Source organism: Vibrio sp. VB16, assembly GCF_015594925.2.
Classification (GTDB): Bacteria; Pseudomonadota; Gammaproteobacteria; order Enterobacterales; family Vibrionaceae; genus Vibrio.
Genome location: NZ_CP087590.1, coordinates 3439871 through 3466732 on the forward strand (window position 1 = coordinate 3439871; position 26862 = coordinate 3466732).

27 protein-coding genes are annotated in these 26862 nt (G+C 41.1%); 18 read left to right on the forward strand and 9 right to left on the reverse strand.

The features are described 5' to 3' along the window. The first annotated feature begins 123 nt into the window (after window positions 1-123). Together dusB and fis are read left to right on the forward strand one after the other, a co-directional pair. Window positions 124-1092: a tRNA dihydrouridine synthase DusB gene (gene dusB, locus IUZ65_RS15665; RefSeq protein ID WP_195704594.1), complete on the forward strand. Its 969-nt coding sequence runs from the start codon at window positions 124-126 to the stop codon at window positions 1090-1092. A 24-nt stretch (window positions 1093-1116) separates the two neighbouring features. After that, entirely contained in the window at window positions 1117-1413 is a 297-nt protein-coding gene (gene fis, locus IUZ65_RS15670) for a DNA-binding transcriptional regulator Fis (protein WP_195704595.1), read from the forward strand. Window positions 1414-1646: 233 nt separating this feature from the next. On the opposite strand, the gene IUZ65_RS15675 is transcribed toward fis, so the two are convergent. Then, on the reverse strand, window positions 1647-2114 hold the full coding sequence (locus IUZ65_RS15675; RefSeq protein WP_195704596.1) for an Lrp/AsnC family transcriptional regulator: 468 nt from the start codon (window positions 2112-2114) through the stop codon (window positions 1647-1649). A gap of 109 nt (window positions 2115-2223) precedes the next feature. Between IUZ65_RS15675 and IUZ65_RS15680 the strand changes: the two genes are divergently transcribed. From IUZ65_RS15680 to IUZ65_RS15710, 7 genes are all read left to right on the forward strand, one after another. Next, window positions 2224-3384 carry a cystathionine beta-lyase gene (locus tag IUZ65_RS15680; RefSeq protein WP_195704597.1) on the forward strand — a complete coding sequence of 387 codons (1161 nt, stop codon included), beginning with the start codon at window positions 2224-2226 and terminating at the stop codon, window positions 3382-3384. An 82-nt stretch (window positions 3385-3466) separates the two neighbouring features. After that, the gene (locus IUZ65_RS15685) at window positions 3467-4633 is read left to right on the forward strand and encodes a M24 family metallopeptidase (protein WP_195704598.1); all 1167 of its coding nucleotides are present in this window, start codon (window positions 3467-3469) and stop codon (window positions 4631-4633) included. A gap of 134 nt (window positions 4634-4767) precedes the next feature. Then, window positions 4768-6132 (forward strand): APC family permease, encoded by a 1365-nt coding sequence (locus IUZ65_RS15690; RefSeq protein ID WP_195704599.1) that lies wholly within the window; start codon window positions 4768-4770, stop codon window positions 6130-6132. Window positions 6133-6308: 176 nt separating this feature from the next. Beyond that, on the forward strand, window positions 6309-7082 hold the full coding sequence (locus IUZ65_RS15695; RefSeq protein WP_195704600.1) for a maleate cis-trans isomerase family protein: 774 nt from the start codon (window positions 6309-6311) through the stop codon (window positions 7080-7082). A 69-nt stretch (window positions 7083-7151) separates the two neighbouring features. Then, window positions 7152-8300 (forward strand): M20 aminoacylase family protein, encoded by a 1149-nt coding sequence (locus tag IUZ65_RS15700; RefSeq protein ID WP_195704601.1) that lies wholly within the window; start codon window positions 7152-7154, stop codon window positions 8298-8300. Between the two features lie 269 nt (window positions 8301-8569). Beyond that, entirely contained in the window at window positions 8570-8950 is a 381-nt protein-coding gene (locus tag IUZ65_RS15705; protein ID WP_195704602.1) for a Rid family detoxifying hydrolase, read from the forward strand. Window positions 8951-9238: 288 nt separating this feature from the next. Continuing rightward, on the forward strand, window positions 9239-9778 hold the full coding sequence (locus IUZ65_RS15710) for a hypothetical protein (protein ID WP_195705142.1): 540 nt from the start codon (window positions 9239-9241) through the stop codon (window positions 9776-9778). Between the two features lie 98 nt (window positions 9779-9876). On the opposite strand, the gene IUZ65_RS15715 is transcribed toward IUZ65_RS15710, so the two are convergent. Next, window positions 9877-10221, reverse strand: a complete 345-nt coding sequence (locus IUZ65_RS15715) for a DUF3316 domain-containing protein (RefSeq protein WP_195704603.1) — start codon at window positions 10219-10221, stop codon at window positions 9877-9879. A gap of 200 nt (window positions 10222-10421) precedes the next feature. Continuing rightward, complete coding sequence (locus tag IUZ65_RS15720) at window positions 10422-11423, reverse strand: LacI family DNA-binding transcriptional regulator (RefSeq protein WP_195704604.1); 1002 nt, start codon at window positions 11421-11423, stop codon at window positions 10422-10424. Between the two features lie 172 nt (window positions 11424-11595). Between IUZ65_RS15720 and nhaC the strand changes: the two genes are divergently transcribed. The 3 genes from nhaC (at window position 11596) to IUZ65_RS15735 (ending at window position 15309) form a co-directional block, all read left to right on the forward strand. Continuing rightward, on the forward strand, window positions 11596-13065 hold the full coding sequence (gene nhaC, locus IUZ65_RS15725) for a Na+/H+ antiporter NhaC (protein ID WP_195704605.1): 1470 nt from the start codon (window positions 11596-11598) through the stop codon (window positions 13063-13065). Window positions 13066-13127: 62 nt separating this feature from the next. Then, entirely contained in the window at window positions 13128-14297 is a 1170-nt protein-coding gene (locus IUZ65_RS15730; RefSeq protein WP_195704606.1) for a MalY/PatB family protein, read from the forward strand. 118 nt (window positions 14298-14415) lie between these two features. Beyond that, window positions 14416-15309 (forward strand): ROK family protein, encoded by an 894-nt coding sequence (locus IUZ65_RS15735; protein ID WP_195705143.1) that lies wholly within the window; start codon window positions 14416-14418, stop codon window positions 15307-15309. Window positions 15310-15440: 131 nt separating this feature from the next. On the opposite strand, the gene zntR is transcribed toward IUZ65_RS15735, so the two are convergent. Then, window positions 15441-15839: a Zn(2+)-responsive transcriptional regulator gene (gene zntR / locus IUZ65_RS15740; protein ID WP_195704607.1), complete on the reverse strand. Its 399-nt coding sequence runs from the start codon at window positions 15837-15839 to the stop codon at window positions 15441-15443. Between the two features lie 218 nt (window positions 15840-16057). On the opposite strand from zntR, the gene purH reads away from it, so the two are divergent. Together purH and purD are read left to right on the forward strand one after the other, a co-directional pair. After that, on the forward strand, window positions 16058-17650 hold the full coding sequence (gene purH, locus IUZ65_RS15745; RefSeq protein WP_195704608.1) for a bifunctional phosphoribosylaminoimidazolecarboxamide formyltransferase/IMP cyclohydrolase: 1593 nt from the start codon (window positions 16058-16060) through the stop codon (window positions 17648-17650). 197 nt (window positions 17651-17847) lie between these two features. Continuing rightward, a complete protein-coding gene (gene purD / locus IUZ65_RS15750; protein ID WP_195704609.1) occupies window positions 17848-19137 on the forward strand; it encodes a phosphoribosylamine--glycine ligase in 1290 nt (429 codons plus the stop codon). A gap of 113 nt (window positions 19138-19250) precedes the next feature. Here the strand turns inward: purD and IUZ65_RS15755 are convergent, their stop codons facing one another. After that, the gene (locus tag IUZ65_RS15755) at window positions 19251-19949 is read right to left on the reverse strand and encodes a DUF1481 domain-containing protein (protein WP_195704610.1); all 699 of its coding nucleotides are present in this window, start codon (window positions 19947-19949) and stop codon (window positions 19251-19253) included. Window positions 19950-19990: 41 nt separating this feature from the next. Then, entirely contained in the window at window positions 19991-20263 is a 273-nt protein-coding gene (hupA, locus tag IUZ65_RS15760; RefSeq protein ID WP_195704611.1) for a nucleoid-associated protein HU-alpha, read from the reverse strand. 269 nt (window positions 20264-20532) lie between these two features. Between hupA and IUZ65_RS15765 the strand changes: the two genes are divergently transcribed. Further along, the gene (locus IUZ65_RS15765) at window positions 20533-21582 is read left to right on the forward strand and encodes a CNNM domain-containing protein (RefSeq protein ID WP_195704612.1); all 1050 of its coding nucleotides are present in this window, start codon (window positions 20533-20535) and stop codon (window positions 21580-21582) included. Window positions 21583-21653: 71 nt separating this feature from the next. Here the strand turns inward: IUZ65_RS15765 and IUZ65_RS15770 are convergent, their stop codons facing one another. Further along, entirely contained in the window at window positions 21654-22241 is a 588-nt protein-coding gene (locus IUZ65_RS15770; protein ID WP_195704613.1) for a YjaG family protein, read from the reverse strand. Window positions 22242-22310: 69 nt separating this feature from the next. Here IUZ65_RS15770 and IUZ65_RS15775 point away from each other — a divergent pair, with 69 nt between their 5' ends. Together IUZ65_RS15775 and IUZ65_RS15780 are read left to right on the forward strand one after the other, a co-directional pair. Beyond that, entirely contained in the window at window positions 22311-23237 is a 927-nt protein-coding gene (locus IUZ65_RS15775; RefSeq protein ID WP_195704614.1) for a D-2-hydroxyacid dehydrogenase, read from the forward strand. Continuing rightward, a complete protein-coding gene (locus IUZ65_RS15780) occupies window positions 23237-23824 on the forward strand; it encodes a uracil-DNA glycosylase family protein (protein WP_195704615.1) in 588 nt (195 codons plus the stop codon). Before IUZ65_RS15775 ends, IUZ65_RS15780 begins: the two co-directional genes overlap by 1 nt. A gap of 70 nt (window positions 23825-23894) precedes the next feature. On the opposite strand, the gene hemE is transcribed toward IUZ65_RS15780, so the two are convergent. Together hemE and nudC are read right to left on the reverse strand one after the other, a co-directional pair. Next, entirely contained in the window at window positions 23895-24962 is a 1068-nt protein-coding gene (gene hemE / locus IUZ65_RS15785; RefSeq protein ID WP_195704616.1) for a uroporphyrinogen decarboxylase, read from the reverse strand. A gap of 250 nt (window positions 24963-25212) precedes the next feature. After that, window positions 25213-25995 carry an NAD(+) diphosphatase gene (gene nudC / locus IUZ65_RS15790; protein ID WP_195704617.1) on the reverse strand — a complete coding sequence of 261 codons (783 nt, stop codon included), beginning with the start codon at window positions 25993-25995 and terminating at the stop codon, window positions 25213-25215. Window positions 25996-26179: 184 nt separating this feature from the next. Between nudC and rsd the strand changes: the two genes are divergently transcribed. Continuing rightward, the gene (gene rsd / locus IUZ65_RS15795; protein ID WP_195704618.1) at window positions 26180-26674 is read left to right on the forward strand and encodes a sigma D regulator; all 495 of its coding nucleotides are present in this window, start codon (window positions 26180-26182) and stop codon (window positions 26672-26674) included. The last annotated feature ends 188 nt before the right edge of the window (window positions 26675-26862 follow it).

A 26862-nucleotide genomic window follows, 5' to 3' on the forward strand; every position in this document is an offset into this window, starting at 1 on the left:
CTAATTGATTGAATTTTAGGCAATTTGGAAAACAATTTGTAAATGCTCAAAAAATAGTCTTTTCACGCATCGAAAAAATGCGTAAAATGCGCGCCCTTGCTAGATTAGAACTGTGAAGACCTTTTGAGAATCGGAAATCATCAACTTAAGAACAATTTGATTGTTGCGCCTATGGCTGGCGTCACCGATCGACCCTTTCGAGAGTTATGCCTTCGATATGGAGCAGGAATGGCCGTCAGCGAAATGATGTCGTCTAACCCTAAGCTCTGGAAAACGGCTAAATCTAAGCAACGCATGGTACATAAAGGCGAGTCGGGTATTCGCTCAGTACAGATTGCGGGTTCTGATCCTAAGTTAATGGCAGAAGCAGCTCAGTATAGTGTTGAAAACGGTGCACAAATCATCGATATCAATATGGGTTGCCCAGCTAAAAAAGTGAATTCAAAGCTGGCGGGGTCAGCTCTGCTAAAGCACCCAGAAATGATTGAAAAGATCTTAACTGAAGTGGTTAATGCAGTAGATGTACCAGTAACACTGAAAACCCGCACAGGTTGGGATACAGACAATAAAAACTGTATCGAAATCGCTAAAATGGCCGAAGGCTGCGGCATACAAGCTTTTGCTCTTCATGGAAGAACAAAGGCCTGCATGTACAAAGGCGAGGCAGAATATGACAGCATTAAAGCCGTCAAAGCGGCTATCTCTATACCCGTTATTGCCAATGGTGATATCGACAGTGCAGAGAAAGCCAAACAGGTTTTGGAATACACTGGAGCCGACGCTTTAATGATTGGTCGGCCTGCCCAAGGTCGTCCGTGGATTTTCCAGGAAATCTTACACTATTTGGAAAACGGCACCACTATGCCTGAACTTCCGACGAAGGAAGTAAAGGAGATTTTACTTGGACATGTTCAAGAGCTTCATCTCTTTTATGGTGAGTTTCTTGGCCCCCGCATTGCTCGTAAGCATGTGGGTTGGTATCTGAAAGAACATCAACAAGCTAGTGAGTTTCGCCGTACCTTCAACGCGATAGATGCTGCAAATCAGCAACTGGATGCACTCGAAGGTTACTTTGTACAATTTGTTTCATAAATTACTAGAAGAGCTAGACATAATATGTTCGAACAAAATTTAACTTCTGAACCACTAACAGTATCTACTGTAACGTCACAAGATCAAATCACTCAGAAACCACTACGTGACTCTGTAAAAGCATCTTTGAAAAATTATCTTGCTCAGTTAAATGGCCAGGACGTTGACGACCTGTACGAACTAGTATTGGCTGAAGTTGAACAACCACTACTAGACACCATCATGCAATACACTCGTGGCAACCAAACACGCGCAGCAAATATGATGGGTATCAACCGTGGTACTCTTCGTAAGAAACTTAAAAAATACGGCATGAACTAGAGATTAGTTTATAAACTATTGATTTAAAAAGCCAAGTAGAGAAATTTACTTGGCTTTTTCTTTTTGCATTTCACACTACATACACGCAAAAAGAAATGAAAATTTCTCTAGAGCCCAATTTAAATATCTACGAGTATTATCATTAAAGCCCTCAAGTTTTTATTTTCCAGGTGAACCTCAAATTCATTCGGGTTGAAAAATAGAGTTCTAATTAATCTAATATCCGAAAACTATTATATGGCCTGGTGTAGCGTTGCTTTTACACGATCCATTGCAATAATTGTTCTAAACCATTTCACGTTTTTATTATTATAAAATAGTTCTTTACTAACATTTTCATACGCTGCCATGGTTGGTACTCCAAGCACCAATATAAAGTCAGCCTCTCCCGTCACGTAATAACACTGCTGTATTGCTGGACCAGAAAAACTAGCTTTTAATGCCTCAATATCGGACGTATGCGCTCTTTCAATATGCACCTCAACAATAATCGTAATAAGCTGCCCAACCTTTTCTGGTGCGATGACAGCGGTATTCGCGCAAATAACACCATCATCCTCCATCTTTTTAATTCGTCTTTGTACTGACGCTGGCGATAAGCAAACTTTATCTGAAAGGATTCTAAGGGGTGTCTTATTATCCTGTTGTAGTGTGATTAGTATCTCTCTATCGAAATTATCGAGTGTATTTGGCACGTTCATTGGGAAATTTTCTCATTATCGTAGTTTATTGAGAGCGCTATTCTTATTCCAAAAGAGATATTATTTCAAGTGTTGATAGATAAATAAATAATTAATTAAGGAAATAATAATGCATTGGCAAACTAAGTTAGCCCAACCTCAAACGTTAGCTGCTTCGGGCTTCAAATCTTTAGTGACTCCTACATACAGAGGTTCGACAGTATTATTTGAAACACAATCAAAAGTGGTTGATGGTTGGCAGCAAAAAGAAAATGGCTACAGTTATGGTTTATACGGCACACCAACCACTCTTGAATTAACAGAGCGTATTGCTCAGCTAGAAAATGCTCACCACACTTTTGCTGTCCCAGGAGGCCAAGCAGCAATAGCATTGGTTTACTTTGCCTTATGTCATAGTGGAAGCCATGCATTAGTGCCGTACAGCGCTTACGGGCCAAATAAAGAAATGGCTCAGGGCATGCTTAAAGATTTAGGGATAGATGTTGAAGCATATGACCCAATGTTAGGCGCTGACATTGCCGGGCTTATAAAAGAAAATACGTCATTAATCTGGGTAGAAAGCCCAGGTTCAGTAACGATGGAAGTACAGGACATTCCTGCAATTTGTGCCGCTGCTCACGAGAAAGGCGTAATGGTTGCATTAGATAACACTTACGCTGCTGGTGTGCATTTTGATGCATTTGCTCATGGTATTGATATCAGCATGCAGGCGCTAACTAAATACATTGGTGGACATAGTGACTTATTGTTAGGCACGGTTTCTGTCAACTCTGAAGAACTCAAAATGAAAGTGGGTTCTAGATATAAGCAATTGGGCTTAGCCGTTTCTCCAGACGACTGTAGCTTAGCGCTTCGCGGGTTACAAACACTTGCCGTTCGACTTGCCCACCTTGAGAAATCAACGTTAGAAGTTGCCAATTGGCTAGCAATACACCCCAACGTTGAACAAGTATTGCACCCTGCTTTACCTTCTTGCCCTGGTCACGAATTCTGGAAACGTGACTTTACCGGCTCTAGCAGCGTTTTCTCATTCATATTTAAAGATGACTTAAGTGCTTCTCAAGTTGAAGCATTTATCGATTCCTTAGAACTATTTAAAATTGGAATGAGTTGGGGTGGAGTAACCAGCCTTGCATTAGTTTACCCAGCGATAGAAAGACCCAATAAAGATTATGAAGGTCGTTTAGTTCGATTAAATATCGGATTAGAAAGTACAGACGATTTAATTTCAGATTTACAACAAGCAATAACCAAAATTACTAACAAATAATAACACCAATATTAACACTAATATTAACACTAATATTAACACTAATAATAATAATGATTTAATTGAAACAGAAGAGGTATATATGAATAAACCTAATCGTGGTTTTACTCTACAAGAGTTTGAAGATAGAACATCTAGAGCGCAAAAAGTGATGCATGAACAAAATCTTGATGCGATGATTTTTACCACCGAACCTAATGTCCGTTATTTTACAGGTTTCTTTTCCCAGTTTTGGCATAGCCCAACTCGCCCTTGGTTTGTTGTGGTTCCTGCGGAAGGAAAGCCTATAGCGGTTATTCCAGAAATCGGGGCCAAAGGAATGGCTGAAACATGGATCGATGATATTTTCACATGGTCATCACCAAGACCAGAAGATGATGGTATTAGCTTATTGGCCAATACATTGAATACGCTCCCTCGTAAACATGGACGAATCGGAGCCACTCTTGGTATTGAATCCCACCTTCGTATGCCAGTAAATAATTACCTTCAGTTAACGACACTAGTAAAGAGTGATTTTGTTGACGTTTCACTGGCTGTTCATGAACTGCGTCAAATTAAATCGCCGGCGGAGATAGCAAAAACTCGTGAGATCTGTCGTATTACCAATGAAGCTTTCGACAAAGTGCCTTCCTATGCTCAAACAGGCATGAGTGAGCGAGATATCTGTAAGCAGTTTAGTTTAGATCTCAGAATGGAAGGCGCAGATGAAACTCCTTTTGTTATTGCTGGATCTGGCCCTGACGGTTACTACGATATTCTGATGGGTCCAACCGACCGCATTATAGAGCCAGGCGATGTTTTGCTAATAGATACTGGTGCTGTATGGGATGGATACTTTTCTGACTTTGACCGTAACTGGGCGTTTGGAAGTGCTAGCGAAGAGATTAAATCGGCTTATCGCGCAACTTATGATGCGACCACTAAGGGCTTTGAAGCAGCATGCCGTGCTGGGGCAACAACGACTGATATCTACAATGCAATGTGGCAAGTATTAGAAGAAAACGGTGCTCTTGGTAATGATATTGGCCGCGTAGGCCATGGATTGGGTATGGAACTAACAGAAAGACCGTCAAACACGTCAACCGATAATACACCTCTTAAACCGGGCATGATCATGACTCTAGAACCAGGTATGACATATGCGCCAAATAAAATGATGCTACATGAAGAGAATATTGTCATTACTGAAGATGGTGCTGAATGGCTATCAAGACGAGCAGAACCTGAACTGATCATCATCAAATAATCGCACCGAGAGATAAGCCTTAGTTTATCAAAATTAAGGCTATACAGAGGATAGTAATATGAATTTTCAACAATATAAGAAAATTACGTGTTTAGCGGGATATCCACAAAGCACTTATAAGGGAGCAAACTAAAATGTCAAAATCAGGAGATGTGGGTCATAGTGTTCTTGGAAAATGGACATTATTGGCTATGGGCATCGGTATCACTGTCGGTGCTGGGCTATTTTCACTCGTTGGGGCAGGTATAGGCCTTACTGGACATGCCTTGTGGTTAGCTTTTGGTATCGCCATTGTGTTCGGGATTTTTTATAACATACCTATGTTATTTGCCAGCGGTTCACTTGTTTTGGATGGTGGTCCTTACGCTCTAATCAGCAGGATACTCGGGAAAAAATATGCAGGTATGTATGTTGTAAGCTTCTTCTTGTATTTCCCTACCGTCGCCATTTATGCTTTGGCGCTAGGGTTCTATATAAACTCTTTGCTTCCAACGGTCACTCCTTCTGCAGGTGCGATAGCTGGTTTAACGGTGTTCTATGTTATAAATTTGTTCGGGCTAGATACCTTGTCTCGATTCCAAAATATGATGACAACGTTGCTTATGGTTGGTATTGCAACATTTATCTTGATTGGATTCGGCCAAGTTGATTTTGCCCTTCTTACACCAAGTACTAATCCAGATTTTGCATCACAAGGCAATATGGGTATTTTCAAAGCGGCTTGTTTGCTCTCGTTTGCAACATACTGCCAATACTATCTGATGTACTTCAGTAAATACGCCAAGAACCCTAAGAAAGATATTCCATTTGGGATGATAGGCACGACCATTACAATTGTCTTTATTTATATTGGGGTTTCAGTCGTTGCTTCTGGTGTACTACCGATTGATGAAGTGGCTAATCAACCTTTGACACTTGTTGCTAGAGAAGTGCTTTCCGCTCCAATATTTGTGTTCTTTATGATTTGTGGTCCATTTATGGCGCTATCAACGACCATTAATAGTGTGTACGCCTCTTACGTACAACCTATTCAGGCTGCGACACATGATGGGTGGTTCCCGAAAAGCTTTGCGGTTACCAACAAACGAGGCACTCCATGGAAGATATTAACGCTTTGTTGGCTAGCTTCTATGTTACCCATTCTTCTTGGTTGGAACATAAGCACCATTGCAAATACTTACATCCTTACTGATATTTGTATTGGTATCTTTATGATGGTAGCAATTGCGATGCTACCTAAAAAATTCCCAAGTGCTTGGGCAACACGAGAGTTTGGTAAAAATGTTCCTTTATGGGGATTCTATACACTGGTAGGTCTTGCTGGTGTAGTACAGGGCATACTTATATATAACTCAATTACTTCCATTAAATTATACATTGTCGTTGTGACTGCAATAGCCTTTATTGTCGGTATTGCTTATGCAATTAAAAAGGACAAGGAAATTAACGTAATTGATTCGAATGAAGAACCGGTTCTTGAACCTGCTACCAATTCGTAGTTAATATTTTCGGTAGGCACTAATTAAACGCCTACCGATTATTAACACAAATAATACCAAACTAAAAATGAACATGGCGATAATATTTCTATATCTGGCATAAGCCTCTTCCGTATAAGGAAAACAATGTCGTATAAGAAGAACATTGTTATCACAGAAATAAAAAGGATATTACTATGAATTTTGAACAATTTAATGAATTTGAAGTTAAGCTTAAATTTGAACCAGCTCCTCGTCCAAATAAAGTTCATATTGGACTTGTACAACTAGCAAATGATCATACTCTCGAAACCGACTGGTCTCATTTACTTGGTGAACAGGCGGCACTGTTTAGTAATCGCGTCTTTAAAGAAAATGGAATGACTCCGGAAGCATTGGATAACGTTGCTACGAGTATTGGTCAATCTGCTCTTTTAGTCGCTGACGGCCTCCCTATGGATGTGATGGCGTTTGCCTGCACTTCTGCATCATTTGTTATTGGTGAAGAAAAGGTATCTGCCTTGTTAACAGAAGGCCGAGGTGATATCCCAACGACAAATCCGTGGAGTGCTGCTAAAGCGGCATTTAAACATCTTAACGCAAAAAAAATTGCCGTATTTTCTCCTTATCCAACCGATGTAAATATACAACTTAAGGAGCAATTAGAGGGATCTGGGTTTGAATTGGTTGCTATAACTTCATTAGGTATTATGGATGATAATATGATTCATAAAGCACCACTAAGTAGTTTTGAAGAAGGTATTGAAGTATTAATCAAAGATACTGGGGCAGAGGTGATTTTTATGTCCTGTACAAGCCTTCGTGCCGTAGAACACATTCAGTATCTTGAAGAAAAATATGGTGTACCCGTTATTTCTAGTAATTCGGCACTATTTTGGCATTCAATGCAACTTTGTGGGAAAAAAGCAGTTTGTCCGGGCTATGGCAAGTTGTTAAATAGCGATATTTAATATTCATTACACAGGTAAAGGAAAAAGTAGTTCATTGTTTTCCTTTACCTCATTACTTGGGCTTATCCTATGAATTTAGAAAAAAAAGTTATTGAGTGGCGACATTTCTTTCATCAGAATCCAGAATTTGGATTTGAAGAAACATTAACTTCTGATTTTGTTGCAAATACACTCGAGAGTTTTGGCATTGAAGTCCATAGAAATATTGGAAAAACAGGCTTAGTTGGAATACTGAAGAAAGGAAACAGTAAAAAATCCATTGGGTTGAGAGCGGATTTTGATGCGCTAAAAATACAGGAAGCGAATGCGTTTGAACACTGTTCAAAGACTGACAATATGATGCATGGTTGTGGTCACGATGGGCACACAGCGATGCTTCTTGGTGCAGCGTTTCAACTATCACAGAATTGTGATTTTGATGGCACCGTTTACTTTATATTCCAACCTGCAGAAGAACAAGGTACCGGTGCAAAAGCAATGATTGATGATGGGCTATTCACACGTTGGTCAATAAATTCAGTCTACGCAATGCACAATATGCCGGGAGTTGAATTAGAAACCTTTCTAATCAGCCCAAATTCAATAATGGCAGCAGAGAATCATTTTAGAATTGAAGTTCTGGGTGAAGGTGGCCATGCGGCACTACCACATTTAGGCAATGACCCTCTCATTACAGCATGTCATATAGGTACGGCGTTACAAACGATAATTACTCGAGACTTAGACTCTATACACGAACCTGCCGTATTGTCGGTTACGAATATAGAGACTAACGGTGGAGCTAATGTTATCCCTACCGTTGTGACTCTATCTGGAGACACCCGCTGTTTTTCTGATGAAACACAGGAGAAAATCAAGGTTAAAATGGAACGCGTCATTTCAGGTCAGTGTGCCTCCGCAGGACTGAAATATAATTTTGAGTTTTCTAATTGTGTTTTGTCTACGGTTAATGATCCTGAAAAAGCTAAAATTGCAGCCCGAATAGCAGGAAGCATTGTTGGAAACGAGAAAGTAGATATTACTTGTAAGCCATACTGTACTTCTGAGGATTTTTCTTTTATGCAAAGAGAAGTGCCAAGTTGCTATATTCTGATTGGGAACGGTGCGAGGGGAGAGAAAGGCGGAGTGGCGTTACACCTTCCCACGTACGACTTTAATGATGATTTATTAATGACGGGTGTTCAATTTTGGGTGAAATTGGTTCGAGACCAGCTTTAAATACTCACTAAAACCACATTAATTTAAGTCATATTGGGTAATTAATATTGTCATGAGAAATTGTATTTAAATTTAACATATTAAGTAGACTTTAATCAGGCACCATTAGTTCTATGTGTAACATTATAAATAAAATCCTCAAGGTAGACACTTGACATAAAAGCAAATAAGTAACTCTTTTGTTTACAAAAAAATTAAGTATATAGTAAGTTTGTTTATTTTATAATGATATTTTAATTGCATTAATAATCGTATATAACGGAGAAAAAATGAAGCATATAATCAACTCAAATAACGCTCCTCAAGCTATTGGCCCGTATTCTCACGGGACTACTTTTGGCCAATTAATATTTACTTCAGGTCAATTACCTATTGATGCAAATACTGGCCAAGTAGTTGATGGCGGAATTTCGGAACAAAGCATTCAATCACTTAAAAATTTAACCTCTGTTATCGAAGAAGGGGGAGGTTCTACAGATACAGTACTAAAGACGACTTGCTATCTTGCCAATATCGAAGATTTCCAAATATTTAATTCGATCTATGCAAAACTGTTTGGTACCAATAGCCCTGCAAGGAGCTGTTTTGCAGTTAAATCGTTACCTTTAGGTGTATTAGTCGAGGTAGAGGCAATCGCGCACAAAATATAAGAAGTAATAATACCGTCCTTTATAGTGTGAGCGCCTCATAAACCTATGGGGCGTTTTAGTGTAGGGCAATTCATGGCGCAATTACCTGCCATTAATTTCAAATAGCCAATTTGAAAATTTCTAATCCCGTTGCTGCATTTCTTGCTTAAGTTCAATAGAACTCTAGCTCACTAATGTTTATGACGATCGTCAATTTTTTACTGTGTTTGTTTTGTTAAGGTACTGGTACCACCTTCAGAATAAGGAAAGATCTTGTTTAAGAAAATCGCGTTAAGCACCCTACTTGCAATGGCCTCGTCAAGCGCATTTTCCGCGCCTATTGAATTTCAAAAAATACCTGAGATCATGCAGAAATTTGATAACGCAGAGATCTTCGTTAAGAAGTCAGTAACACTGGGAAGGCTACCAATAGCCGCAGAGATTGGAACTCAGTTCGCTACCTATGTTTCAGATGGAAAGGGAGGAGTAACACTAGAGACCAAAAATATCATGTCAGACGATGTCGTTATTGCCAGTATGCCCAAGCCTATTGTTGAAAACATTTATAATCAGTGGTTGATACCTAAATCTAAATGGGTAGATACCTACGGCCCATTACCCACATCTAGCGAATTTAAACCCTTTAAACGAATCAAAACCATAAAAGCAATTAAGATAGATGACAGAATATTGAGTCTATTGGAAAGTAAAGATGGCGAAACAGCGACGATACAAGTCAGTTGGGATACGAATGGAATGGTGGTCTATAAGGATGGATACCTAGCGAACTATGAATACGGTATTGCGCCAGATGAAATGAAAGCCAACTATGAAAAAGTTGATAAGTAATTAATATCAAATAAAAACAATAGTAACCAAAGCTCAAATATAGAAAAAGCCAACAGACCGAAATCTGTTGGCTTTCTAAATTCTAAAACAGCGTGAATTTAGTCTTTGCTGTTTACGCGAGCGTCAAAATGATAATCAACATTCACGATAGCGCGATAAGAAATTTCACCGCGGGCTTTAGAGAACTCTTCTATCGTCACAATCGTGTTGTCTAACTGAATATTGGAAACGGAGTGTTCACCAATAGGAGCGAGTTTGAATTGTAGTTCAGAACTGCTCGCAGTTTCCAATGCATCAACATAGTCAAAACCCGCTTCGTACGCAGCCGCTTTAGACGCGAAACCAGCAGTTGATAAATTTGTTTCGCTATAAACCGATTGAGTACCTGCAAATGCCGTTGCGCTCATAAGTATCGTTGCGGCTAGAACGGTTAATTTTTTCATTTTATTTACCCTTAAAGTGTCTATTAAAAATGAGTGACGACTTGTTGGGGTTACAGCCCTTCTCACTCGATGAGGCAATTATTCACTATTTTTGTGTGACGTGCATCACATTAAAACACCATTCATTATGGGTAATCTAGCATCAATAATATGAAAGCTTCTGGCACGACGATTCACAGCATCAAAGAGATCACGCTTACTCAGTGATGATCAGCTTTAATTGCCGTGACTGATTCACGCTTAATTAATAAAGGATGGAACGCGCGTGAAACAGTACTGCTTATACCTTCTAAAGAAATACGTGCCGCATTGATTGCCATGCTTTCGATTGGACTACGGATAGTGGTTAATTTTGGTGAGAAATAGCACTGTGGTAATACATCATCGAACCCGACGATAGACAACTGTTCTGGCACCAATATTCCATGCTCTTTGAATACTTGAATAGCCGCGGCTGCATAAAAATCATTAAACGCAACTAAAGCCGTCATGGGTAACCCTTTATTTAAAAAATTGGTTGCCGCCAGTGCGCCTCCTTGCTCTCCAAATGGAACCTCTTCAACCCAGTCAGGGTTAAACTCAATGCCTGCATCATCGAGTGCACGACGGTACCCGTCAAAACGAAGAAACTTATCATCAACTTCAATTTCACAAGACAAATACGCTATGCGCCGATGACCTTGTTCAATGAGATAACTGGTTGCTTGATAAGTACCTTCACTATTATCCAACCATACACACTGATCTTCGATTGTTGGCACACGTCGATTGATGACAACAAACCCAGGGATTTGCTTCGCATATTGAATCAATGTTTGATCACTCATTGTTTTGCTATGGATGACAATATTTTTACACCCTTTACTTAGCATGAATTTGATCGCATCTTCTTCACAGTCAGAGTCATAATTACCACTGGCGACAATCATTTTTTTTTCATATTGCTTCGCAATTTTCTCTACACCTTGACTCAATAATCCATAAAATGGCGAGTTAAAACGGCTAACGATCAATCCAATCGCATTCACCCCCTGGTTGATGGTAAGGCGTTGATTCCCTTTTATTTTGTATCCAACCTGAATCATGGCACTTTCAACCAGTTGTACGGTTTCTGGTGACACACTCGGTGATTGATTAATGACACGAGATACCGTTGCAGTCGATACCCCTGCTGCCTGTGCAACATCGTTAATTGTAGCCACTATTAAACTTCCTCTTGAATCGAATGTAATTTACATTAAAAATGACAATAATTACATTATTGACGTTCATCACAGATCCAGCAAAAGAGAAGATATATGCTAATACTGTGATTAAAACGATTATAAACCTAAATATGTACTTTATACATATAATAACTTGGATGTAATTTACATGAAAAGCAAAACTATATCTACCCCAACTGTTGGATTGGCGTTACTGCCGATACTAACAATGCTCACCTTCTTGATTGTGGGCTATGGCGTATTTGGCTTACCCATCGAAAGCTTATTATTAGGATCGGCCGTTGTCGCTTCTGGAGTCGCCTGGAAATTAGGCTATGGCTGGGACGATATCCAAAGCGCAATTACTGAACGTCTTGCTAAAGCTTTGCCTGCTGTATTTATATTGGTGCTTGTCGGCGGTTTGATTGGCAGTTGGATGATTGGCGGCACCATTCCAATGCTTGTCTATTACGGCCTTAAAGTCATTAGCCCTGAATATTTAATTTTTACAGCATTCTTAGTCACTAGCTTTGTTTCCTTGTGTACCGGTACCTCTTGGGGTTCTGCGGGAACCGTTGGTGTTGCGCTAATGGGTGTAGCCACAGGTATGGATGCGAATCTTGCTGCCGTTGCTGGTGCAGTGGTTTCTGGCGCTTACTTTGGCGACAAAATTTCGCCACTTTCTGATTCCACAAACTTCGCTCCTGTAGTTGCAGGGACGGACCTTTACTCCCACATACAGCATATGTTGTGGACAACAATTCCTGCCTTTTTGTTGGCTTCAATTGTATTTTTCTTTGCTGGAAACAGTGACGTTTCGGCGGAAACACCTGAAAAAATAATTGCCATTTTGGCAAACCTTGACGAATTATTCTCACTGAATATTTTCTTGTTATTACCACCAGTTCTTATTTTATGGGGTGCCATACGTAAACTTCCAACGATTCCACTCATGGTCGCCGCCATTGCTATAGCCATTGCGAATGCCATGATTTTCCAAGGTTTCGACTTAAACACAGCACTTACTTCAATGTTGGGTGGTTTTAATGCGTCCATGTTTACGAGCTCAGGACTTGGTGATGTTGCCGTTCTTAGTGACGTTTTAACGTTAGTAAATCGCGGTGGCATGACTTCTATGATGGGTGTTGTCCTTCTTGTTTTCTGTGCGTTCTCATTTGCTGGCACACTAGCACTCACTGGTAGCCTAAACGTATTAGTGGGATTGCTTACAAAAGGAATCAAAGGAACAGCAAGCTTGATTGGAGCAACAATTGCTACCACTTTCATTGTTGTATGCACAACATCAGATGGGAAGCTTGCACTTTTAATTCCTTCTGAAATATTCCGTGATATGTATAAGCGTATGCAGCTCGACGCGAAAAATTTATCTCGTACGATTGAAGATGCAGGGACAGTTATTGAGCCATTGATTCCTTGGACCAATGCTGGCGTATTTATGGCGGCTACGCTAGGCGTTTCAACCCTTGATTACCTACCGTGGGCAATTCAAAACTATTCTGGTGTGATTTTTGCGATGATCTGGGCGTATAGCGGCATCGGAATCGCTAAACTCAAAACAGAAAAAAATGCCGACGAGGTACAAACACAAGATAAAGCGGCAAATACTGCAACCATTTAGTTTAAACACGACGAACCTTCAGGAAGCACGATTCAGTGCTTCCTGTTTTTGACGAGGACATTATGCAACACGAATTAGATACCGTTATCAATCGCTACGATACAGACTGCCTAAAATGGGACTACATGGAAAAGTGGCTCGGTGTTCCAAAAGGAAAGGCATTACCAAGCTGGGTATCTGACTGGGATTTTAAAGCTCCCGACTTCATTACTACACCACTTAAAGAACGAATTGAACATGGGATATTTGGCTATTCTGAGCGTGGCGATGAGTATTTTAACTCCGTCATCGATTGGTGGTCGGAGAATCACAAGGTTGATCTAAAGAAGGAGTGGTTCCATACCACTCCGGGAAGCCTACCCGCTATCGCGATGCTGGTCGAACGTTGGAGCAATCCTGGCGAACGAGTTCTTGTTTTTAGCCCTGTCTACCACGCGTTCTATCGAACGATTGAAAATACAAATCGGGAGCTTGCTGTTTCTCCACTTGAAAATAAAAACGGCTACTACACCATTAACTTTGATGACCTAGAAAATCAATTAAAGTCTGGCATAAAAATCCTCATGTTTTGCAACCCACACAATCCCGGTGGACGCGTTTGGACAGAAGATGAAGTGACTAAGGTTTGTGCACTTTGCCACCAATACGACACATATATTATTTCAGACGAAATTTGGGCCGACATCGTATTTAACGGATATACATTCTTTAGCTGTTTACGAGTCAATCCGGATTATCTGAACAAAATGGCCGTATGCATCGCTGGCACAAAGTCATTTGGCTTACCATCGATGCGCTTAACTAATACTATGATTCCAAATGAACATGAAGCAAGAGCGCTGAAGTCGAAATTGCTCGCCTATGGAATGGATGTGTACAGTTCGTTGAGCTTATTGGCAAATCAAGCCGCGTATCGCCATGGTAGAAAATGGCTTGATGAAACACTTGGTTATCTAGAAAACAATAATCGAGTGCTCGCTGACTTCGTTAACACGGAGCTGACCAAGGTAACTTACCTCCCACAAGAATCTACCTATCTTGCATGGTTGGATTGCAGGGCACTAGAACTGAGCGATAACGAACTCGAAGAACAACTTCATCTCGCCGGAGTCATTCCGACGATGGGTTATAGTTTTGGCGAGCAAGGAAAAGGATTTATTCGTTTAAATCTTGGTTGTCCAACCTCTATATTGAAAGAAAAAATCGTCCGTTTACGCACTGTACTCAAGTAGCACCGAACTCTGATTCCATTTCGAACAACAGGTAGAGTAGCAAGCCTTTAATTCGCTGCTCTATTTCTAATTCACACTATTCTTATTTTGCCCACGAGAAGTCACAACAATGAATACGATAAAGTTTGGCCTTGATATTGGCGGTACAAAAATTGAATTGCGAGCATACGATCACAATAATGATGAGTTACTGAAAATGCGGGTGGAAACACCTAGTAATTACACTGACTTTGTAAACACCGTTGTCAGCCTTATTACTCAAGCAGAGAAAAACCTCGCGGCAACAGCAAGTATAGGTATTGGTTTGCCTGGGGCCATTTGTCCTAATACACACACAATTAAGAATGCCAATTGCTTATTTTTAAATGGGCATGACTTACAAGAAGATTTGCGCCTCGCTTTAAATCGTAAGATCTACATAGCAAACGACGCCAATTGTTTTGCATTATCGGAAGCAATTGATGGCGCAGCCGCTGGAAAACACGTTGTTTTTGGCGTAATTCTGGGGACAGGTTGTGGTGGTGGTTTTATTGTAAACCAACAATTACTTGTTGGGGCAAATGCGATATGTGGGGAATGGGGGCACAACCCATTGCCTTATTTTAGCCACGAAAAAGACGGCATAAATCAGGCTTGTCACTGCGGCCGACAAAATTGTATTGAAAGGTTCATCTCCGGAACGGGGTTTGAGATGCAATACTTACAGCGTTTTTCTGAATACAAATCTGCACCAGAAATATTTGAAGCACTTCAACGTGGCGATCAAAAAGCGAAGCTGGCTTACTATCAACTGATCGACCAAATTGCTCGAAGTTTTGCCTATGTCGTCAATATTATTGACCCAAATGTGATAGTCATCGGCGGTGGAATGTCTAATGTTGCCTCTTTATATTCCGATGTACAGAAACAGATGAAACAATATGTATTTAGCCCTGACAGCGACACCCCCATTGTTCAGGCAAAATTTGGTGATAGCAGTGGTGTTCGCGGAGCAGCATGGTTGCCATGCTAATTAGAGTGTCTGCCGTTCACGAATATAGTAGCAAAGAATAATGCTGATATAGCCCAAACACTTCTACTCACTTGGGCTATAGCGCCTTCTAGGCTGAGTACCGGTTCTCCATAACAGGTTATCTTTCACCATTACTTCAGCGCCTCCAAAATAGAGCAATGGCTTGCGTTGTCATTACTGTGTCCGCAACAAGCATCGTTAATTTTCTTCAGAGCATTTCGAATTTTAGTCAACTCCTGAATTTTCTCATCAATAAGGAGTAGTTTTGTTGACGTAATGCCTTTTACTTCCGCGCAGCTATGTTGTGTGGCTTCAAGGCGAATCTCTAACAACTCTCTAATCTCATCGAGACTTAATCCAAGTCGCTTAGAATTTAAAATGAATTGGACTTGCTCAAGGCTATTTTCAGAATAAATACGATAGCCAGAATCACTGCGCCCGACGGGTTGAATAAGGCCGTTTTTTTCATAGAATCGAAGCGTATCGGTCGTCACGCCACCTTTTTTTGCCAGTTCTCCAATCAAGTACATATTTATTCCTTATCTTTTTTGTCTAAAAAATAGGCTAATTTTAATTATTTATGTGAAGCCAATCGATTGCGCGAGCATTTCAGGTGCAAATTGGGTAGAATACGCGCCATCATTTTTAACAAATTTATACCCGCCCGCTTACTTGTTAAAACGTAGCGTCTGGCAATAAACGTATCTCTTATACAATTATTTCTGTGAATTCAAGGAAAATGGAAGCAATGAATAACGCCCGCCCAATCCGTCGCGCTCTTATCAGCGTATCAGACAAAACTGGTATTGTTGAGTTCGCTCAGGCTCTTTCTGACCGAGGTATCGATATTTTATCTACTGGTGGTACTGCTCGCCTGCTTGCAGAACAAGGCATCTCTGTTACTGAAGTTTCTGACTATACAGGCTTTCCTGAGATGATGGATGGTCGTGTGAAGACTCTGCATCCTAAAGTTCATGGCGGTGTACTTGGTCGTCGTGGTCAAGATGATGCGGTTATGGCACTGCACGGTATCGACCCTATTGATATGGTTGTCGTTAACCTGTACCCATTTGCAGAAACCGTTGCGAAAGACGGTTGCACATTGGCTGATGCCGTCGAAAATATTGACATCGGTGGCCCTACGATGGTTCGCAGTGCCGCGAAAAATCATAAGGACGTGGCTATTGTAGTTAACGCTTCTGACTACTCCCGCGTCATCGCTGAAATGGATACAAATGAGAAATCACTTACATTAGAAACTCGTTTTGATCTTGCTATCGCTGCCTTTGAACATACCGCCGCCTACGACGGCATGATTGCCAATTATTTTGGCACTATGGTCCCTTCTTATGGTGACAATAAAGAAGGTGACGAAGCGTCTAGCTTCCCTCGCACGTTTAACCAGCAGTTCAAGAAGAAGCAAGATATGCGTTACGGTGAAAACAGCCACCAAGCAGCAGCTTTCTATGTTGAAGAGAACCCTGAAGAAGCCTCAGTTTCAACGGCTCGTCAAATTCAAGGTAAAGCCCTTTCATACAACAACATTGCGGATACCGATGCCGCTTTAGAGTGCGTTAAAGAGTTTTCTGAACCCGCTTGCGTTATCGTTAAGCACGCAAACCCATGTGGTGTCGCTCTTGGCAAAGATATACTTGAAGCCTATAACCGTGCATATCAAACCGATCCTACGTCGGCTTTTGGCGGCATTATCGCCTTCAACCAAGAGTTGGATGCAGCGACCGCACAAGCGATTGTTGAACGTCAGTTTGTTGAGGTTATCATTGCACCAAGTATATCGACTGAAGCGATTGAAATAGTCGCAGCGAAGAAAAACCTTCGTCTACTTGAGTGTGGTGAATGGACAACAAAAACGACGGGCTTCGATGTTAAACGAGTGAATGGGGGCCTACTTGTTCAAGACCGCGATCAGGGTATGGTAACGCACGATGATCTAACCGTTGTATCTAAACGCCAACCAACAAAAGAAGAACTCAAAGACGCGCTTTTCTGCTGGAAAGTAGCAAAATATGTGAAATCTAATGCTATTGTCTATGCGAAAGGCGATATGACCATTGGTGTTGGTGCCGGTCAAATGAGCCGCGTATACTCGGCCAAAATTGCAGGTATTAAAGCCGCAGATGAAGGACTAGAAGTACCTGGTAGCGTAATGGCATCTGACGCTTTCTTCCCGTTCCGCGATGGCATAGACGCCGCAGCAGAAGCAGGAATAAAATGTGTTATTCAGCCGGGTGGGTCTATGCGCGACAATGAAGTTATTGAAGCCGCTGATGAACACGGCATGGCGATGATCTTCACTGGCATGCGTCACTTCCGCCATTAATTAAACCGCCTAGGTTCGATTTTCTGTCCTAGGCAGTAGATTTGAAGTTTTTGATTCCCTTTTTTAAAGGGAGTTTTTTAAGCATTAGAGCAAGTCAGTGAAGCTAATCCAAGAAAAAAGCGCGCAGTTTACGTCAGTAAATGAGCACTTTTGACACAGAAGTAGCATCACTGACGTAGCTATAAGGATTGAAAAAAATGGATGTATTGATCATAGGTGCAGGCGGTCGTGAGCATGCACTTGGCTGGAAAGCCGCGCAAAACCCAGACGTTGAAACCGTTTATGTTGCACCGGGTAATGCGGGCACGGCCCTCGAGCCAAAGCTATCTAATATTGCTATCGATGTGGAAGATATTGATGCCTTGGTCGCTTTTGCAAAAGAAAAAGCCATCGAACTAACGATTGTAGGCCCAGAAGTACCGTTAGTACTTGGTGTTGTTGACGCATTCCGCGAAGCAAACCTACCTATATTTGGACCAACAAAAGCCGCCGCACAACTAGAAGGTTCAAAGGCATTCACTAAAGACTTTTTGGCTCGCCACGGCATTCCGACAGGTTGGTACGCGAACTTTACCGAGATTACACCTGCAATCGAATATGTTCGTGAGAAAGGTGCACCAATCGTTATTAAAGCCGATGGTTTAGCCGCTGGTAAAGGTGTCATCGTCGCAATGACACAGCAAGAAGCCGAAGATGCTATCAGAGACATGCTTGCGGGTAATGCATTTGGAGACGCCGGTAGCCGAGTCGTTATCGAAGAGTTTCTTGAAGGCGAAGAAGCAAGCTTTATAGTTATGGTTGATGGTAAGAGTGTCTTGCCAATGGCCACCAGCCAGGATCATAAACGCGTTGGTGACAAAGATACGGGTCCAAATACTGGTGGTATGGGGGCTTACTCACCAGCACCCGTGGTAACACCAGAGATACATGCTCGGATTCTGGAAGAAGTGATCTATCCAACCGTTCGCGGTATGGATGCAGAGGGTTACCCTTATACTGGTTTTCTTTATGCTGGTTTGATGATTGATGCTGATGGTACACCTAAAGTCATCGAATATAATTGTCGATTTGGTGATCCGGAAACACAACCAATCATGATGCGCATGGAATCTGATCTTGTCGACTTATGTTTAGACGCGCTTGATGAGAACCTTGAAAATGCTGAATCACATTGGGATCCACGCGCCTCAATTGGTGTCGTACTCGCTGCTGGTGGTTACCCTGCTGATTACGCAAAAGGTGACGTTATCTCAGGGCTTCCTACTGAGGAAGTAGAGGGTGAGAAAGCGTTTCATGCTGGTACTAGTTATAGAAACGGCGATGTTGTCACTAATGGTGGTCGGGTACTTTGTGCAACAGCACTTGGAAACACCGTATCAGAAGCTCAGCAGCGCGCCTATAAGCTTACAAAGCGCATTAGTTGGAATGGCATGTTCCATCGCAATGATATCGGTTACAGAGCGATAGAGAGAGAAAACAAGAAATAACCTTTCTCGATGTTCTGACATGAAAAAGGCGCTCAATGCGCCTTTTTCAATTGTGTCGCAGGACTTGAATTCGTCATCTAGTCGAACTCAACCCCTATCCAGCTTCACTATACTCATTCATCTTCTATAAAAACGGGTCTTTCTACACAATCAAAACTTTCATCTTCTAGCATCAATAAATTTTTAACGACCAATTTACCCGGCGAAGTGGCACTAACAAACGCGGCATAACTGTCTAGACTCGCAAGGCGATTTATAACAAAGGTTGGCAATGTCTGATTAAATTCTATCTTTTCGAATGTTTCGGCATCACAGCTATAAAACACCTTCCCATTCCAATATCCTTGCGTCAAGCTAGAACCGTTCTTATCCTGCTGTTCAGTGACGGTCTTAATAGATTCGGCTTCATTCAAAAACATTTGAATCTGCTGTGTTGTCAAAGGAAGCACCTTACCATCAAGCCGATATTGCTGGTAAACCGCCTCTCCATTATTGTCAAAACGTAGTTGAATTCGATACGGAACGAGCTCATATGACTCTTGTCGTTGCATTCCTTCTCTGACAATTTCTCTTACGACACTCTTTCTCCAACGATAGTCTGACTTATACCAGCCATAATCACCTGAAGCGACATAATCGGAAGCTGAATAAGGAAGATCTAATCGCTCTGTATACCAATAAAAACTCGTTGCATCACCAGCAGATTGACCACCAGTCATCGTATTGAATATTTCAGTATTGCTTGTCGTTGGGCTAGATGAGCAGCCCAAAAGAAATGAGGATAAGAGAAGAGGTATAAAATACTTTTTCATAAAGAGTATGACACCGAGCACTTGTCTCGGTGTCAATTATATTACTTCACTGATTCTTTCAGTGCTTTACCTGCTACAAATGCAGGTACATTAGCTGCAGAAATTTGAATCTCTTCGCCAGTCTTTGGATTACGACCAGTACGAGCTGCACGGTGATTTACTTTGAATGTACCAAAACCAATTAGTTGAACTTGGTCACCCTCTTTTAGTGTATCAGAAACACTACTTAGAGTTGCTTCAAGTGCAGATTTTGCTTGAGCTTTAGATAGATCCGCTTTTTCAGCGATAAAGTCGATTAATTGGGTCTTGTTCATTAGGTTTCCCTTCTTATGTGTTATCGAATCCGAACCACTGTAATGCATAAAGGCCCCGTCTGGCAAAGGTTTGTCTGGGAAGTTACCTTAAAAAGACGTAAGTTTAGGTTGAATATGAGTAATATCTCACAATTTGATACAGTTTTCTGTGCCGTAATTATTGCTTATCATGCCGTAACACGAGTAAATACAGTATCTAAGCGCTATATATCTCACTTAAATATTTTTAATTTATTGATACTTTACACAGGAATGGTCTTAAAAAATTCATGTTTCTATTAACTTTATATATAACCGTAGCCATCGGTGTTTCATTTGTTTGTTCAGTACTTGAAGCTATTTTGCTCAGCATTACACCAAGCTACTTAGCTCAATTAAGACAAAAAAAACATCCCTCGGCTCCAAAACTAAGTCAACTCAAAGGAAATATTGACCGTCCTTTAGCGTCGATACTGACTCTTAATACCATTGCCCATACGATTGGAGCGGCTGGTGCAGGTGCGCAAGCAGCATCGGTATTTGGTAGCCAGTGGTTAGGTTTGTTCTCTGCTGTTTTAACATTGGGGATACTATTGCTTTCAGAAATAGTTCCAAAGACCATAGGTGCAACCTATTGGAGACAATTAGCTCCAGTCGCTGCAAACCTGCTTGGTTGGATGGTGTGGGCGTTAACCCCATTTGTTTGGCTTTCAGAGCAGATAACCAAGCGCTTGGCACGTGGGCATACCCCTCCAAAACTGCGCGACGAAATTTCTGCGATGGCGATGCTTGCCAAAGAGAGTGGCGAGTTCAATGAAGGTGAATCTAAGATACTACACAATCTGCTTACGTTACCTGATGTCCCTATTACACAAATCATGACACCAAGGCCCGTCGTCTTTAGAGTAGAAGCCGAACTCACCATTAACGAGTTTATAGAGCAACATAAGGATATTCCTTTTTCTCGGCCATTAATATACAGCCAACAAAAAGACAACATTTTAGGATTTGTGCATCGATTAGAGCTGTTCAAGATGCAGCAATTAGGCAGCGGTGAACAGCAATTGGGTGCGGTGATGCGACCTATTAATGTTCTGCTTAACAACACCGTGTTACCTAAAGCGTTTGACCATATGATGAGCAATCGACTTCAATTAATTTTGGTTGTAGATGAATATGGCACCATTCAAGGCATTGTTACCCTTGAAGACATGTTTGAATATCTGATAGGCGAAGAAATTGTCGATGAAGCTGATAAAACAACCGACATGCAAGAGTTGGCCTATCAAAGATGGGAAACGTGGAAAAAATTGCATGATGTAAAAGATAGTAGCGATTAAAGTACTCTCTTCTTAAAGCTTGAAGCGAACGTTGTTCTTTTGAACAGACTGAATTCGCTTCAAGATTCAAATTAGGCTGAAATACCTAAGTTACTCACGCCTTCATCTTTGATTTCTTGGCGTAGGCCTTTGATCAGATCGATATCTCGCCTCACTGCATCCTTAAGAGGTTTATATATTGCCCATTGAACATCCCATTCAGTACAAACCGCTTCGTTTTCTTTTTGATTTTCATTGGTGATCTCATCACCGCCTTGAGCTTCTTCTAGCTGCGCAACCGTCATCACTGACAACTCACTCACCGACAGCATGTTCTCAAACAAATAGTCTCTATCAAGTAGACCATGAATCAGTGTTGATAAACCTTTACACGCATCGATTGCTGGGTAGACACCATAGAAATCAAAATCTTCGGATGAAGGGATCAACTCTTCCAATTTTTCTAACTGGCGTTCGAAATTTATTTTTGCACTTTTTACTGTCATTAACTCCCAGATGCTATCTAGGATATCTCGATATATACGCGATTCTGCAAATTCTGTATTCTCACAAAAAACAACATAGTTCGGGTACATACGCTCACACAAACAAGCCATAAAGGTTATTTGTTGCCAAGGTTCAAACTTCTCAAGTCGTACTTGCAGTGGATTCTGTAACATAACAGCTCTATGGTTTATAAATAATCAGCGGCAGTGTACTTGATAAAGTAAAGGGAAAAAAGAAAGCAGATGGATAATTTTAAAAACAAAGTCAGAATTATTACTGAACATAACGACGAATACATCGAAATGCTTAATCAAGCAGAATTACCTGACCTAATAATTACCGACAAGAATAACGACGCGAATATTATTTTAGGATCCCCTCCATTAATCACTCCTATTGTCGATGAGTTCTCTCACCTTGAATGGATGCAATCCGCTTATGCAGGTGTTGATTCGTTAATAGGCCCTGAACTTCGACAAGATTATCAACTCACCAATGTGAAAGGGATCTTTGGCGAGCAAATATCTGAATATGTTCTGGCCTACACTATCTCCCACTTTAGACATTTCAACACATACCGTACTCAACAATCTGAGAAGCTTTGGCTACCTCATCGGTATCGAACCGTTTCAGGCAAAAGAATGTTAATTTTAGGTACAGGAGCAATAGGCAATTACTTGGCTAAATCTGCTTCATCTTTTGGATTACATACTATCGGCGTCAATCGTACTGGGATTCCACCAAAGGATTCCGCTTTTACAGACATTGTTCACATTGAACAGGTACATAATGCTTTAGGCGAAATAGACGTCATCGTGTCTACACTGCCTAATACCCCACATACTGTTGGTATATTCGACCAAACGTTTTTTTCTTATTGCCAACAAGCTCTGTTTTTCAACGTTGGTAGGGGCCATTCAGTTCATACTGAAAGCCTTCTATTCGCCCTAGAAAACGACAATATTCGTCACGCGTTCTTAGATGTATTTATAAATGAACCAATTTCTCAAGCTTGTCCTTATTGGCTCAATCCAAAAGTCACCGTAACCCCTCACATTGCAGCGTGCAGCTTCCCTGAGCAAGTATTTGAGATTTTCAAAGAGAATTATCTACTATGGAAGAGCGGCTTTAACCTGTTAAACACCATCGATTTTGAAAAGGGCTACTAATGAGTGTTAGTAACCTACTTACTGAGATAAAGGCTTGTAAGCTTTGTGAATCAGAACTTGAACTCGGTGCCAACCCGGTGATACAGGCAGATCAAGATGCTAAGATTTTAATTATAGGCCAAGCTCCCGGGGTTAAAGTACATAGGACGTCTATACCTTGGAATGACCCTAGTGGAGATAGGCTCAGAACCTGGTTAAATATTGATAAAAGCTGTTTTTATGACCCTAAAAACATAGCCATCATGCCAATGGGTTTTTGCTATCCGGGAAAAGGCAAAAGTGGCGACCTTCCTCCAAGGAAAGAGTGTGCTCCACTTTGGCATGGAAGCGTGTTATCTCTGCTGCCAAAGATAGAATTAACGTTACTGATTGGCCAATACGCTCAACTTTATTATTTGCCCGATAAGCCAAAAACGCTCACAAAGACCGTCCAACAGTGGCACCGATGGGCACCAAGCGTTATGCCTCTTCCACACCCTTCTCCGAGAAACACGTTGTGGCTTAGAAGGAATCCGTGGTTTGAAGAGGATGTTGTTAAGCACTTAGCTGAAAAGGTGGAACTCGTACTTTCTCGAAAAGAATATTGAGCTCTCACCAAGCCCGAATCTAGAACCTAGAAGTGAACAAAGTGAGTGCCCAAGTTATAAAGTGTCCAATCTATTTATGGTATGGCTTAGATAGCTCGTGTACCGCTTCTACAAACACACCCGCATTTTCAGGAGGTACATCGAGGTGAATGCCGTGGCCCAGGTTAAAGACATGACCAGTACCAGTATCACCAAAACCTTTTAGAATTGTCGCTACTTCTTCTTGAATACGTGGGGCGGGAGCATAAAGTACCGACGGATCCATATTACCTTGTAAAGCGACTTTATCGCCAACGCGTGCTTTGGCATCCTCAATATTAATAGTCCAGTCAAGGCCGACCGCATCGCAACCCGTAGCGGCAATTTTCTCTAACCACATACCACCATTCTTGGTAAACAAGGTAACAGGAACACGACGTCCATCATTCTCACGGATCAAACCATCGACTATTTTTTGCATGTATTGAAGAGAGAATAGATTGTAGTCACGCGGAGTAAGTACGCCACCCCAAGTGTCAAATACCATCACCGATTGTGCACCCGCTTTAATCTGAGCATTAAGATATTCGATCACACTGTCAGCCAGTTTATCTAACAATAGGTGCAAGGTTGCTGGTTCGGCATACATCATCTTTTTAATCTTAGTGAATGCTTTAGACGTTCCACCTTCAACCATATAGGTAGCTAGAGTCCAAGGACTACCAGAAAAACCAATTAATGGCACTTCGCCTTGCAGATCTTTGCGAATTTGACGTACAGCATTCATTACATATTGAAGTTCACCTTCAGGGTCTGGTAAACCTATTTTATCAACATCAGCTTTACAAGTAATAGGATGATCAAACTTAGGGCCTTCACCTGTATCAAAGTGTAAGCCTAATCCCATAGCATCAGGGATTGTTAAAATATCAGAAAACAGAATGGCGGCATCTAATGGAAAGCGGCGCAAAGGTTGAATGGTCACTTCAGATGCCAACTCTGCATTACGGCAAAGTGACATAAAATCACCTGCTTCTGCACGTGTTGCTTTGTATTCAGGTAAATAACGACCTGCTTGACGCATCATCCATACAGGGGTGTAATCGACAGGTTCTTTCAGTAGAGCGCGTAAATAGCGGTCGTTTTTTAATTCGGTCATTCCGTCATTCCAATTTGAATTTAATTTTTTCAAAAGCTTATTCTAACACTCTTTAAATATGCTGCTACACGAGCTTTGAGCCCTAGATCAAGTTATTAAGTTTTTAATCAACTATTCTTTTGCGTCTCATTTCCGAGCATGGTACTAATCTTTCCGCTAGCGAAAACAATAATAATATTAGGTAGCTAAAAATACCTAAACATCTCATAACGACATCTTACTTACCCCCTCCGTTTACGGAGGGTTTTTTTTATCCTAAACTTATGATTTCAACCGTCTTATCAATAAGCGCACGAGCAATGGTGCCTTTTGGCGCCACGACTGGCATCTCTTCCGGAGTAAACCATTTAACATCGGCGAGCTCGGTATAATCAGGTTGAATATCACCCGAATCATAATCCGCTAAAAAACCAATCATCATGTTGGTTGGAAATGCCCATGGTTGGCTACCAAAATAACGAATATTCTTTATGTTAACGCCCGTTTCTTCTTTCACTTCTCTTGCAACACACTGCTCCAACGTCTCCCCGACTTCCACAAAGCCAGCAATAACCGTATACATTCCCCCTTTATGTTGAGGATGTTGTGCCAACAATATTTTGCCCTCATCGCGTACCGCAACGATGATACACGGAAAAATACGTGGATAGTGTATTGTGCGACACTCACCACATTGCATCGCAATTTCATTATGGTTCAGAAAATTTCTACCACCACACTGTGCACAAAACCGTTGTGTCTGTGTCATATGTCCATACTGGACGGCTTTACTCGCCAATAAAAACAACGCTTGTGGCATAAGCAAATGATCTCGAAGAGAGACTAGTTCCACTACCTGATCGACATCTGCTTCATTTACCCACATTACTGGCTTAGCTAAATACTCACCGATTTGAATTGCTTTATCTAAAGGCAAATTCAATGCCTTAGCTGTTCCTGATGGCATTTCATTTTCAATTAGCCAGATATCACTGCCATTCACTACGATCCAATAAGCGTCGACATCACCATTATTAACACTTTTTTTTAACATCCTTTGACCTCACCGCTTGAAGTTCATCCATTTTACTGGCAATCTGAATTCATACCAGAATTAGTCGTCATGTAATAATATATACACATTACTTTTGGTATCAAGAAGATAAACATTTGTATTAAGTGCCTCAGTTTATGGGGTTTTCGGTTGACGCTATGTGCGCAATCTGATCATGAGGGACATGGTCATGTTAAATAAATTAAAAAAAACACAAGAACAATGGGGTGGTTCCAGTGAGGTTATCGATCACTGGCTTGATACCAGACAAATCGTTATCGTCGAATACTGTCATCTTGCAGCATTGAAACCGAACACCTATAAGAAAGCTGTGGGAGAACTACCGACACCTGATGAACTGCAAAAATATTGTCAGCACCTTGTCGATTACATTTCAGAAGGTCATTTTAAGATCTATGAGATGGTTATGGATAAATGGAAATCAACGGGTTTTTCTCCCACTGACGAAATTAACCAAACCTACGGTAAAATAGTATTGACAACTGATCCTCTATTAAATTTCACCGACAAGTATGCCAATGTTGGTAAAGATGATCCTCTCGAAGATTTGGATAATGACTTATCACTCATTGGAGAGATTATAGAGACACGCTTCGAGGTTGAAGATCAACTCATCCAAATGATAGCGGATAGCTTAGCGGTACCTCCAGGAGCATAGTATTCTCACTGAGTACATTGCCTATACTAAACCCTAGAATAAGCACGATTCACATATGTGATTGGTGCTTTTTTTATTTCTCCTCCAGGCTGATCTCTTATACCTCTCTGTAAAACTAACATTCATCGCATTAATGATGAGACCATCTGTTTACCTAACGCAATGCTCATAATCCACTTCGTCACATT

Bases quoted from the DNA above. Each gene is read 5' to 3' on its own strand.
- rsd (WP_195704618.1), top strand. From the start codon at position 26,180: ATGGTCATGTTAAATAAATTAAAAAAAACACAAGAACAATGGGGTGGT.
- IUZ65_RS15775 (WP_195704614.1), top strand. From the start codon at position 22,311: ATGGATAATTTTAAAAACAAAGTCAGAATTATTACTGAACATAACGAC.
- fis (WP_195704595.1), top strand. From the start codon at position 1,117: ATGTTCGAACAAAATTTAACTTCTGAACCACTAACAGTATCTACTGTA.
- purH (WP_195704608.1), top strand. From the start codon at position 16,058: ATGAATAACGCCCGCCCAATCCGTCGCGCTCTTATCAGCGTATCAGAC.
- IUZ65_RS15710 (WP_195705142.1), top strand. From the start codon at position 9,239: ATGGCCTCGTCAAGCGCATTTTCCGCGCCTATTGAATTTCAAAAAATA.
- nhaC (WP_195704605.1), top strand. From the start codon at position 11,596: ATGAAAAGCAAAACTATATCTACCCCAACTGTTGGATTGGCGTTACTG.
- hemE (WP_195704616.1), bottom strand. From the start codon at position 24,962: ATGACCGAATTAAAAAACGACCGCTATTTACGCGCTCTACTGAAAGAA.
- zntR (WP_195704607.1), bottom strand. From the start codon at position 15,839: ATGTACTTGATTGGAGAACTGGCAAAAAAAGGTGGCGTGACGACCGAT.
- nudC (WP_195704617.1), bottom strand. From the start codon at position 25,995: ATGTTAAAAAAAAGTGTTAATAATGGTGATGTCGACGCTTATTGGATC.
- IUZ65_RS15675 (WP_195704596.1), bottom strand. From the start codon at position 2,114: ATGAACGTGCCAAATACACTCGATAATTTCGATAGAGAGATACTAATC.
- IUZ65_RS15755 (WP_195704610.1), bottom strand. From the start codon at position 19,949: ATGAAAAAGTATTTTATACCTCTTCTCTTATCCTCATTTCTTTTGGGC.
- IUZ65_RS15680 (WP_195704597.1), top strand. From the start codon at position 2,224: ATGCATTGGCAAACTAAGTTAGCCCAACCTCAAACGTTAGCTGCTTCG.
- IUZ65_RS15695 (WP_195704600.1), top strand. From the start codon at position 6,309: ATGAATTTTGAACAATTTAATGAATTTGAAGTTAAGCTTAAATTTGAA.
- IUZ65_RS15705 (WP_195704602.1), top strand. From the start codon at position 8,570: ATGAAGCATATAATCAACTCAAATAACGCTCCTCAAGCTATTGGCCCG.
- IUZ65_RS15685 (WP_195704598.1), top strand. From the start codon at position 3,467: ATGAATAAACCTAATCGTGGTTTTACTCTACAAGAGTTTGAAGATAGA.
- IUZ65_RS15765 (WP_195704612.1), top strand. From the start codon at position 20,533: ATGTTTCTATTAACTTTATATATAACCGTAGCCATCGGTGTTTCATTT.
- IUZ65_RS15730 (WP_195704606.1), top strand. From the start codon at position 13,128: ATGCAACACGAATTAGATACCGTTATCAATCGCTACGATACAGACTGC.
- purD (WP_195704609.1), top strand. From the start codon at position 17,848: ATGGATGTATTGATCATAGGTGCAGGCGGTCGTGAGCATGCACTTGGC.
- IUZ65_RS15700 (WP_195704601.1), top strand. From the start codon at position 7,152: ATGAATTTAGAAAAAAAAGTTATTGAGTGGCGACATTTCTTTCATCAG.
- IUZ65_RS15715 (WP_195704603.1), bottom strand. From the start codon at position 10,221: ATGAAAAAATTAACCGTTCTAGCCGCAACGATACTTATGAGCGCAACG.
- IUZ65_RS15690 (WP_195704599.1), top strand. From the start codon at position 4,768: ATGTCAAAATCAGGAGATGTGGGTCATAGTGTTCTTGGAAAATGGACA.
- IUZ65_RS15780 (WP_195704615.1), top strand. From the start codon at position 23,237: ATGAGTGTTAGTAACCTACTTACTGAGATAAAGGCTTGTAAGCTTTGT.
- IUZ65_RS15770 (WP_195704613.1), bottom strand. From the start codon at position 22,241: ATGTTACAGAATCCACTGCAAGTACGACTTGAGAAGTTTGAACCTTGG.
- hupA (WP_195704611.1), bottom strand. From the start codon at position 20,263: ATGAACAAGACCCAATTAATCGACTTTATCGCTGAAAAAGCGGATCTA.